This window comes from Aquificaceae bacterium (genome assembly GCA_037722135.1).
GTDB lineage: Bacteria > Aquificota > Aquificia > Aquificales > Aquificaceae > Pampinifervens > Pampinifervens sericum.
The window spans coordinates 1-9,046 of sequence record JBBKAW010000031.1; the positions used below are offsets into that span (position 1 = coordinate 1).

The 9,046-nt window shown below is 44.8% G+C and carries 13 protein-coding genes; 1 reads left to right on the top strand and 12 read right to left on the bottom strand.

Going from position 1 to position 9,046, the window contains the following annotated elements:
• The 12 genes from WKI49_02070 to WKI49_02125 form a co-directional block, all read right to left on the bottom strand.
• The coding region (locus tag WKI49_02070) for a Uma2 family endonuclease (protein MEJ7621289.1) at positions 1–246 on the bottom strand (246 nt) is incomplete at its 3' end.
• Positions 230–1,030 carry an inositol monophosphatase family protein gene (locus WKI49_02075; GenBank protein MEJ7621290.1) on the bottom strand — a complete coding sequence of 267 codons (801 nt, stop codon included), beginning with the start codon at positions 1,028–1,030 and terminating at the stop codon, positions 230–232. The genes WKI49_02070 and WKI49_02075, both read right to left, overlap by 17 nt.
• Positions 1,023–2,213, bottom strand: coding sequence for a phosphoglycerate kinase (locus WKI49_02080; GenBank protein MEJ7621291.1), 1,191 nt, complete (start codon positions 2,211–2,213; stop codon positions 1,023–1,025). Before WKI49_02080 ends, WKI49_02075 begins: the two co-directional genes overlap by 8 nt.
• Positions 2,214–2,223: 10 nt before the next feature.
• Positions 2,224–2,556 carry a hypothetical protein gene (locus tag WKI49_02085; protein ID MEJ7621292.1) on the bottom strand — a complete coding sequence of 111 codons (333 nt, stop codon included), beginning with the start codon at positions 2,554–2,556 and terminating at the stop codon, positions 2,224–2,226.
• Between the two features lie 14 nt (positions 2,557–2,570).
• Positions 2,571–3,341 (bottom strand): indole-3-glycerol phosphate synthase TrpC, encoded by a 771-nt coding sequence (gene trpC, locus WKI49_02090; GenBank protein MEJ7621293.1) that lies wholly within the window; start codon positions 3,339–3,341, stop codon positions 2,571–2,573.
• 5 nt (positions 3,342–3,346) lie between these two features.
• On the bottom strand, positions 3,347–3,931 hold the full coding sequence (locus WKI49_02095) for a sulfurtransferase TusA family protein (protein MEJ7621294.1): 585 nt from the start codon (positions 3,929–3,931) through the stop codon (positions 3,347–3,349).
• Positions 3,932–3,940: 9 nt separating this feature from the next.
• Positions 3,941–4,786, bottom strand: coding sequence for a hypothetical protein (locus tag WKI49_02100; GenBank protein ID MEJ7621295.1), 846 nt, complete (start codon positions 4,784–4,786; stop codon positions 3,941–3,943).
• 9 nt (positions 4,787–4,795) lie between these two features.
• Positions 4,796–5,053, bottom strand: coding sequence for a hypothetical protein (locus WKI49_02105; GenBank protein ID MEJ7621296.1), 258 nt, complete (start codon positions 5,051–5,053; stop codon positions 4,796–4,798).
• Positions 5,054–5,071: 18 nt separating this feature from the next.
• Positions 5,072–5,800 carry a pyridoxine 5'-phosphate synthase gene (pdxJ, locus tag WKI49_02110; GenBank protein ID MEJ7621297.1) on the bottom strand — a complete coding sequence of 243 codons (729 nt, stop codon included), beginning with the start codon at positions 5,798–5,800 and terminating at the stop codon, positions 5,072–5,074.
• Positions 5,800–6,216, bottom strand: a complete 417-nt coding sequence (locus tag WKI49_02115) for an archease (protein MEJ7621298.1) — start codon at positions 6,214–6,216, stop codon at positions 5,800–5,802. The genes pdxJ and WKI49_02115 overlap by 1 nt, the downstream gene beginning before the upstream one ends.
• The gene (dapB, locus tag WKI49_02120) at positions 6,213–7,007 is read right to left on the bottom strand and encodes a 4-hydroxy-tetrahydrodipicolinate reductase (protein MEJ7621299.1); all 795 of its coding nucleotides are present in this window, start codon (positions 7,005–7,007) and stop codon (positions 6,213–6,215) included. Before dapB ends, WKI49_02115 begins: the two co-directional genes overlap by 4 nt.
• A complete protein-coding gene (locus WKI49_02125) occupies positions 7,004–7,255 on the bottom strand; it encodes a hypothetical protein (GenBank protein MEJ7621300.1) in 252 nt (83 codons plus the stop codon). Before WKI49_02125 ends, dapB begins: the two co-directional genes overlap by 4 nt.
• 40 nt (positions 7,256–7,295) lie before the next feature.
• Between WKI49_02125 and leuS the strand changes: the two genes are divergently transcribed.
• Positions 7,296–9,046, top strand: a 1,751-nt coding sequence (leuS, locus tag WKI49_02130) for a leucine--tRNA ligase (GenBank protein MEJ7621301.1), incomplete at its 3' end; no start/stop codon positions are given.

The window sequence follows — 9,046 nt, forward strand, 5'->3', positions numbered from 1 at the left end:
GTCTGGTCTTATGACCGTGTCAAAGGATACATACCAGTCAAGCTCCACGTAAACTTTGCAAATGCTACATTCTTCCTGCAAAAAAACATTTCTTAAAAAAGCACCAAGTTCGTTAAGAAGGTATTGGTTTATAGGTCTTGGCGAAGCCATGGCATAGGGAATGCCCTCTATTAACTCCCAGTCCCCTTGCCATCTAAGATAGTCCTCTACCGTATAGTGTGGTCTATACTTATAGGCTAAGCTCATGAAACTCCTCAAGGTTTAATTTAAGCACTTCCTGTATAAAGGGAAAGCATAGGTCGTTCCCCGCATAAACATCCGTTCCCATAGAGAAGCCTTTGGTTAGTGCCACTTTGGCACCTGCCTCTTTGGCTATAAGAGAGCCGGCAACCACATCCCATGGGTTTAGCTCAAACTCTAACAGCCCATCAAAGACACCCTCTGCAAGAAAGCAAAGGTCTACCGCTGCGGCGCCGGGTCTTCTCATCGCACCTACCTTGTCAAAGACCTCTCTGAATATGTTCCAATAAGAATTCAAGTTCCTTTTTGCCCTTGAGGGATAACCATAGGCAACATAGCACTGCTTGAGCTTAGCCTTCTGCCTAATCCTTATAGGCTTTCCATTTTTGAAGGCACCACCCCCCTTTAGAGCCCAGTAGAGGCTGTCAAAGGCAGGTAAGTATACCGCTCCTACAATAGGCTCTCCTCTGTATAAAAGCCCCACGGAAGTTCCGAAAATTGGAAAGCCTGCTATGTAGTTCTTTGTCCCATCAAGAGGGTCTATATACCACACATATTCACCGTCCGCAGAGCCTCCCTCTTCTTCTCCTACTATCTTGTGGTCTGGTAAGTGTTTTTGTATGTGTTCTCTAATCCTTTCTTCCGATAGCTTGTCCGCAAGGCTGTATATGTCCTTTTCCCCCTTTTCCATTACAAGGTTGTCTTCTTTTCTGTAAAACTCCTTTAGGACTTGTCCTCCCAGAAGGCTTGCCTCTTTTGCGACTCTTAGGAAAATCTCAAGCTCACGCATCGTCCAACACTTCTATACAAGGAAGGCTGTTGCCCTCTAAGAGCTCCAAAAAGGCACCACCACCTGTGGAGACAAAGTCTATGGCGTTATACACTCCAGCTCTGTGTATGGCATGGTCTGTATCTCCCCCGCCTGCGATGGTAAGAGCAGGAGATTGGGCAAGGAGTTTTGCGGTCTCATAGGTGCCATCTTTGAACCTATCAAGCTCAAACACACCCATGGGTCCGTTCCACACTATGGTCTGAGCGTCCGACACTATCTCCCTCAAAAGACCTACAGAAACGGGACCTATGTCAAGACCCATCCAACCCTCTGGTATTTCTTGCCATGGGACTACCCTTGTGGGTGTATTGTCTGAAACCTCTCTTCCTATCACAAAATCTACAGGAAGATAGAGCCTCACATCCAGCTTTTGAGCAACCTCTAAAATGTCCTTTGCGGTTGGTATGAGTTCGTCCTCCACAAGAGAGTTCCCCACCTTGTAGCCCATAGCCTTTATAAAGGTAAAAGCCATAGCACCACCTATAAAGAGCTTGTCCACCCTTTTGAGAAGGTTCTTTATAATTCCCAGCTTGGAGGAGACCTTTGCACCCCCTATTATGGCAACCACGGGTCTTTGTGGGTTTACCATAGCCTTCTCAAAGTAGCTTATCTCCTTTTCAAGTAAAAAGCCCATTACTGCAGGTTTTAGAATCTGTGGAACAAGGTATACAGAAGCATGCTTTCTGTGGCATGTGCCAAAGGCGTCGCTCACATAGACCTCTCCAAGTTTTGCCAGACTTTTGGCAAACTCCTCATGCCCTTTACTTTCTCCTTCGTGAAACCTCAAGTTTTCCAAAAGCACCACATCCCCCTCCTGCATTCTCATAACCTCTTTTTCCACCTCCTCACCCACACAGTCAGGAAGGAGTTTAACATCTCGGTTAAGATATCTTGAGAGCCTCTTTGCCACGGGTGCAAGGCTAAACTTTTCATCTCTTCCCTTTGGTCTTCCAAGATGAGACATAAGAATTATCTTCGCTTTTGCGTCCAGCAGATACTCAATGGTTGGCAGGCTTGCCCTTATTCTCGTATCATCTTCTATGTTTCCAAGCTCGTCCATAGGCACATTAAAGTCTACCCTTACTAAAACCCTTTTACCCTTTAGCTCCACATCTCTGAGCGTTTTTTTTCTAAAGGGCATGGACTACCTCCTAAAAGTCAAAGTCTATATCCTCGTCATCAAACTCAGGGTTTTCGTTTGTTTCAAAGATGCCTCTCAAATTCAAAGCAAGTCTTTTGATGTTCTCAAGGTAAAAGACTATATCCTCGTAAACCTCAAGGAGTGCCTTGTATCTTTTTATATCTTCGTAGCTCAGTTTTCTTGTCCTTAAGAGCTTCTTTACTGCAATTCTTGACACAAAGGCTCTTGAATACTTTTCCTGCCATTCCTTCCAAAATTCTTGAGTATTGACTGGAGCTTTGACAATAAAGTATTCAAGGTTTGATAGTTCTTCCATGAGGTTTAGGTCAAGGGTGTTTTTCACGGGACTACCTCCTTTTAGAAATTATAACCCATTAATTCTCTCAGTTTTTTTACAGGGTCTTGGCTTTTCATAAGGCTCGTCCCCACAAGAAAAGCATCAACTCCTGCGTTCTCAAGCCTTAGAACCTGCTCACGGTTTTCTATACCGCTCTCCGCTATCACAAACCTTGCTCCCATCTCCTTTATCTTTGGTGCAAGTCTTTCAGAAAGACTTATGTCTACCTTAAGGGTGTCAAGGTCTCTGTTGTTTATGCCTATTATGTAAGCACCAGCTTTTAGAGCCCTTTCCGCTTCCTCAAGGCTAAAGACCTCTACAAGAGGAGAAAGACCAAGCTCTTTGGCGTAATCCAGAAGGTCTCTCAGTAGTCCATCCTCTAAAATCCTAACTATTAGAAGCACTATATCCGCACCATAAGCCTTTGCTTCAAGAACTTGCACAGGGTCAAGGATAAAGTCCTTTCTAAGCAAGGGAAGGCTTACCCTCTGTCTTACCTCATACAAGTCCTCAAGAGAGCCGTTAAAGAACTTCTTATCTGTAAGCACAGATATGGCTACCGCGCCTGCTTTTTCATAGAGTTTGGCTTGCTCCCCTGCGGATATGTCTTTTATTCTGCCCTCGGAAGGCGAAGCCCTTTTGACCTCTGCTATAATCCTTGTCCTACAGGAGCAAAGAGCCTTCTCAAAGGAAAAGAAGGAGTCCCTAAGGCTTGCCCTTTCCTCCAAAGCCTTTATATAGTCTGCGTCCTTCCTTATCTCAGTCTTCTTGTTCTCAACTATCCTTTCCAAAACTCCTATGGATAGACCCTCCTGTATTCCTTACCTTCCTTCTTGTATATAGCCTCTACACCAAAGCCCTCTTTTTGTAGTTGGTCGTATATCTCCTTTGCCTCCTTGTAGCCATGCACCGCAAGCACCACACCGCATCTTGGGTCAATCTCATCGGGTATGGGTATGAGCTTGGCTCTGCCACCTAAAAACTTCTCCGCCCTTGTGCCTTCCGATATGGCGGTAAAGGTTATAAAGTGGTCAGGTTTTTTGATAAAAGGGTTTAAGCTCATGAGGATATGCCTTACATGGAGCTTGACCCCCAGAGAGTGAAACTTGATCCAATACCATAGAGAGGGTTCTATGGCTTGAGAGCCTTTCCTCAGCACTGCAACCACTTTGCCATCTTCCTTCTTGAGACTTACAAGCTCATTACCCGTTTGACCACACCAGCTTAGTATATCCCTCTCAAAGCCTGGGTCTGTGGATATAACCACGAGTTTTTGACCTTCCTTTAGTTTCCTCATTTTTTCCGAGGTCATCACCACAGGCAAAGGGCACATGAGCCCTGTAAGGTCAAGAACCTCTTCCTTTTCCTCTAAAACCTCCATGTTATCACCTCACACCGCTATAACTTTTGCCTGAGGTCTTTCTTCAAGACCTTCTATGTATAAATTTATAAGCTTTCCTGCCCTTTCAAGGGTTTTAAGTAGCCCCTTATCATAAAGTTGCATAGGGTTATTTACATGAAAGCACACATTGACCTCTCCCCTTTCAAGCCTTACAGGAACGCAATAGCGTTGACTATCCATGTCAACCACTGGCTCTTTCATGTAATCCCCTTTGGAAGGCGTTATGCTTACCATTTTCAACTCAAAGGCATCTTTTACATTTCTTAGATACTCGTAAATGTCTTTGCTCTGGACAAGCAGGTCAAGAAGCAGTCCGTCCGCATTTTGAGAACGCTTTTCTAATCTGGCATATTCACCAGTTAATTTGGAATAGGACTTTCTTAAGTTTCTTATGTAGAACCTTTCCTTCCTTAAAGCCTCCACAAGGTCTGGATGTAAGGATGCCATAAAAAGGGCGAGAGAAACTGGTAAAAGCACAAATCCCCAAACACCATAGTAATAAAAGGCTAAACCTACAAAAAACCAGAGGAAGAGTATACCCCTAAGAGCGTTTCTGCTCGTGTAGATAGCTATTGGTGCAGTAAGTGCAAGCAACGCCTCTTTATGACCGGAGAGAAAGACAAGCAAAGGTAGGAAAAAAAGGTCTCCGTAGTTTTTAAACAGCCTTAGTTTGCCTGGATAGAGAAAATTATATATACTAAGGGATAGGTAAACACTGGCAGGTATAATTATGACAGCTTTCTCCCACGGGGACTTATCTATAGATAGCCCAAGAAAGAAGGCAAAAAGCAAAACCCTAAAAGCAAGGAATATAAGACCAATATCTCTAAGCACGAATATATTTTACTCCACCTCTATTCTTTTCACCCTTTCCTTTTTCTCCCTTCCTTCCACTCTGCTTTCAAGCCTCTGCACTTCGTAGTCTACTATGGTCTTGATTATCTTCCAAAAGGAAAGCTCAATGGTGTATAGATTCTTCATCACCTCCCTCCTTACCTCCTTTGGTGGCAACAAGACCTCAAAGAGCTTAAACAAATCTTTTCTTAACTCCTCCACTTGTTCCTCAAGGTATTCTTCTCTTAGCTCTTCCTTCTTCGCCATAACAATGTATAAATATAGCTAATCCCTAAGTAGTTGCAAGAACTCCTTGACAGCCCTTTCCATACCCCATAGAAGTGCGTTGGAGATTATAGAATGACCCACGTTTAGCTCTTCTACCACATCCCTCAAAGCTTCTACAAGTAAAGAAGTGTTTTTGTATGTAAGACCATGTCCTGCGTAAACCCTTAGACCCAGAGACCTTGCCTTTAGACCAGCTTCTTTTAGTCTTTGTATTTCTTTCTTTGCTTCCTCAATTTTGTGTGAGTTGAAAAGGTTCGCATACCTTCCGGTGTGAAGTTCCACAGCATCAGCCCCCACTTCCTTACTTGCATATACTTGGGGCTCTTCTGGTTCTATGAAAAGGGAAACCTCTATTCCAGCTTCCTTGAGGTCTTTTAGGTATTCCTTCAGATATTCCTTCATAGCCAGCACGTTTAAACCACCTTCTGTGGTTATCTCTTCTCTCCTTTCTGGGACAAGGGTTATTCTGTTGGGTTTAACCCTTAGAGCTATAGTCTTCATCTCCTCCGTTGGTGCCATTTCAAGGTTTACTGGCACATGCACTGCCTTTTTTATAAGCTCCAGGTCTTCTTCTTGTATATGCCTTCTGTCCTCTCTTAGGTGAAGGGTAATCTGGTGTGCTCCTGCTTGCTGGGCAATCAAAGCTGCAAAAAGAGGGCTTGGCTCAAAGGTTTTCCTTGCCTGCCTAAGGGTTGCCACATGGTCTATGTTTACACCGAGCCTCATCATATATCAAATATAACCTCCGCTATCCAGAGGTCTCCTTGCTTTTCTACCTTAAGGTCGTGGTAAGTAGCCGCCTTTATTACCAGCTTTGGCTCGTTTTTCTGTGGGTCAAACCTATCTCCAATGAGTTTTAACCTTGCATAGTCTTCCCTGACCTCCAATGGTTCGCATTTTGAAGCTACAAACAGCTCCGCTTCATGCAGGACGATAGCTTCGTTTATTAGGTCTGCAAGCAAGAAGGGAAGCTCTGAATTTACCTCTATGACCTTTTCTTCTGTTGGTGGTATGGACTCTATAGGCGTTATTTCGTTAAAGGTTGCCAGTATGCTTTTGCATAGAAGCTCCTCAAGGCTTTTAGCCCATACTCTTATGCCCGCATCCGCAGTTATACGGTCTATGGTCTCGTAAAAGCTCATAGCCCCAAAACATCAAACATGGAATACCAACCAGGCTTTTTGCCCTTTATCCATCTCGCCGCCTCTATTGCACCCTTGGCAAATATATCCCTTGAGCTTGCCCTGTGGGTAAGTTCAAGCCTTTCTCCAAAACCAAAAAAGTAGACGGTATGCTCACCCACCACATCTCCACCCCTAAGGGACATAACCCCCACCTCTTCTAACTCCCTTGGTGCAATTCCGTCTCTGCAATGGACCCTCTTTTGTAGGTTCATAGTCCTTAGGAGTATCTCCTCAAGTTTTAGTGCGGTTCCGCTTGGTGCATCCTTTTTGTATCTGTGATGGATTTCAAGCACCTCCGCATCAAAGCCTCTGCCCTTTAGGACATTGCTTGCTATTTCCACAAGCCTAAAAAGTAGGTTCACGCCCAAACTCATGTTAGGCGAGACAAGTATGGGAGCTTGCTTTGAGTAAGATTTTAGCTCCTCAAGCTCATGCTCCTTAAAGCCAGTAGTTCCAATTACCACACCCTTTCCTGCAAGGGCGGAAAGTTTTCCATGAGAAACCGCTACAGTGGTGTTGCCTGAAAATTCTATAACCACATCACAAAGACCGAGCACCTCTTCAAGCCTTGAAGTGAGAGGAAGACCCTTTAGCTCTTCTATACCAGAGGCTTCACCAAGGTCATAAGACCTTATACAGTCTGGATGCTCCACTCCTGCAACTACCTGAAAGTCGGAATACTCAAGGGAGAGCCTTAGGATGCTTTTACCCATCCTACCAAGAGCACCGCAGACTACCGCCTTTGTCATTCCTCCTCCTCTTCTCCAAAAATCATATCCTCAAGCTCTTCCACTGCCTCTTCCGCTTGGTCTGGTGGCACCACTGAAGGATATAGAGCTACTTGAACGCCTTCGGTGAAGAGAAACCTACTTATTATCTCCTGGAGCTTCTCCAACTCTTCGGGGCTGAGGTCTCCTCTTATGCTCTCTTCTATAGGCTTGTTGGTGAAGAAGAAACCCACGAGGCTGAAAGGTACTGCGTAAAGTTGTTCTTCCATGACACTCTCCTTTTTGGTTTTGAAAAATTATAATATGAATATGGACTACAAGCCTCAGGAAATAGAAGCCAAGTGGCAAAAAGTTTGGGAAGAGCAAGGTATTTTCAAAGCAAGGGAAGAGGGCAAGAAACTCTATGTGCTTGAGATGTTTCCATACCCCTCTGGCAGGATACATATGGGACATGTGAGGAACTATACCATAGGAGATGCCATAGCAAGGTTTATGAGGTTTAAGGGCTACTCGGTGCTTCATCCTATGGGATGGGATGCCTTTGGATTGCCTGCAGAGAACGCTGCCATAAAGCATGGAGTCCACCCTGCCAACTGGACCTACGAAAACATAGCCTATATGAAAAGGCAGTTAAAGAGCCTTGGCTTTTCCTACGATTGGGATAGGGAGATAGCCACCTGCGACCCTGAGTATTATCGTTGGAATCAATGGATTTTTCTCAAGTTTTTTGAGCATGGCTTAGCCTACAGGAAGTCCGCAGAGGTAAACTGGTGTCCTAACGATGAAACGGTGCTTGCCAATGAGCAGGTTATAGAGGGGAGATGCTGGAGGTGTGGCACACCCATAGTAAGAAGGGAAGTGCCCTCTTGGTATTTGAATATAACCGCCTATGCGGAGAGGCTTTTGGAAGACCTCAAGGAGCTTGAAGGCAAGTGGCCAGAAAGGGTTATAGCACAGCAAAGAAACTGGATAGGAAGGTCAGAGGGTGCTATCCTTAAATTCTTTGTGGATGATATTCCCATAGAGGTTTTTACCACAAGACCAGACACGGTCTTTGGTGCTACCTTTGTAGTGCTTGCACCGGAGCATCCTCTTACCCTTGAATTGGCAAAGAGAGGAAACTTCTCAGAGGTCAAGAGCTTTGTGGAGCGCATGAAACAAAAATCCACAAGGGAAAGAGGGATAGAGGAAGAAAAGGAGGGTGTGTTTCTTGGAGTTTATGCGGTAAACCCTGCTACGGGAGAGAAGATACCCGTTTGGACCGCCAACTATGTGCTTTATGAGTATGGCACGGGTGCCATAATGTGCGTGCCAGCTCATGACCAAAGGGACTATGAGTTTGCCATAAAGTATGGACTACCCATAAGGTATGTGGTTAAACCTCCGGAGGGAGAGTTTCCAAAGGACAGAGCCTACGAAGAGCCGGGTATTCTCATAAACTCTGGACAGTTTAATGGGATGAAGTCCACAGAAGCAAAGAAAGCCATAACCCAGTGGCTTAAGGAAAAGGGTCTTGGAGACTTTAAAATAACCTACAGACTAAGGGACTGGAACATTTCAAGACAGAGATACTGGGGCACGCCTATACCCATAGTTTACTGCGACCACTGTGGAATAGTGCCAGTCCCAGAGGACCAACTTCCCGTGCTTTTACCTCAAAGGGTGGAGATAACAGGTCATGGAAACCCTCTTGAAAAAGTCCCAGAGTTTGTCAACACCACCTGCCCCAAGTGTGGAAGACCTGCAAAAAGAGAGACGGATACAATGGATACCTTCTTTGACTCAAGCTGGTATTTCTTACGCTTTTGCGACCCCAAAAACTCAGAAAAGCCCTTCTCTCCAGAAAGGGTGGAGTTCTGGATGCCCGTAGACCTATACATAGGCGGTATAGAGCATGCGGTCTTGCACCTTCTTTATGCAAGGTTTTTCCAAAAGTTCCTTTATGACCTTGGATTGGTAAAGGACAAAGAGCCCTTCCTTAGGCTTATTACTCAAGGTATGGTGCTAAAAAGGTGGGTAAGCGTGGAGAGGTATTTGGAGTATTTGGAAGAAAAGTATGG

Excerpts from the sequence above, each read along its gene's own strand:
- WKI49_02075 (MEJ7621290.1), bottom strand. The coding sequence starts at position 1,030 with ATGCGTGAGCTTGAGATTTTCCTAAGAGTCGCAAAAGAGGCAAGCCTT.
- WKI49_02080 (MEJ7621291.1), bottom strand. The coding sequence starts at position 2,213 with ATGCCCTTTAGAAAAAAAACGCTCAGAGATGTGGAGCTAAAGGGTAAA.
- WKI49_02115 (MEJ7621298.1), bottom strand. The coding sequence starts at position 6,216 with ATGAGCTTTTACGAGACCATAGACCGTATAACTGCGGATGCGGGCATA.
- WKI49_02125 (MEJ7621300.1), bottom strand. The coding sequence starts at position 7,255 with ATGGAAGAACAACTTTACGCAGTACCTTTCAGCCTCGTGGGTTTCTTC.
- dapB (MEJ7621299.1), bottom strand. The coding sequence starts at position 7,007 with ATGACAAAGGCGGTAGTCTGCGGTGCTCTTGGTAGGATGGGTAAAAGC.
- WKI49_02105 (MEJ7621296.1), bottom strand. The coding sequence starts at position 5,053 with ATGGCGAAGAAGGAAGAGCTAAGAGAAGAATACCTTGAGGAACAAGTG.
- WKI49_02095 (MEJ7621294.1), bottom strand. The coding sequence starts at position 3,931 with ATGGAGGTTTTAGAGGAAAAGGAAGAGGTTCTTGACCTTACAGGGCTC.
- pdxJ (MEJ7621297.1), bottom strand. The coding sequence starts at position 5,800 with ATGAGGCTCGGTGTAAACATAGACCATGTGGCAACCCTTAGGCAGGCA.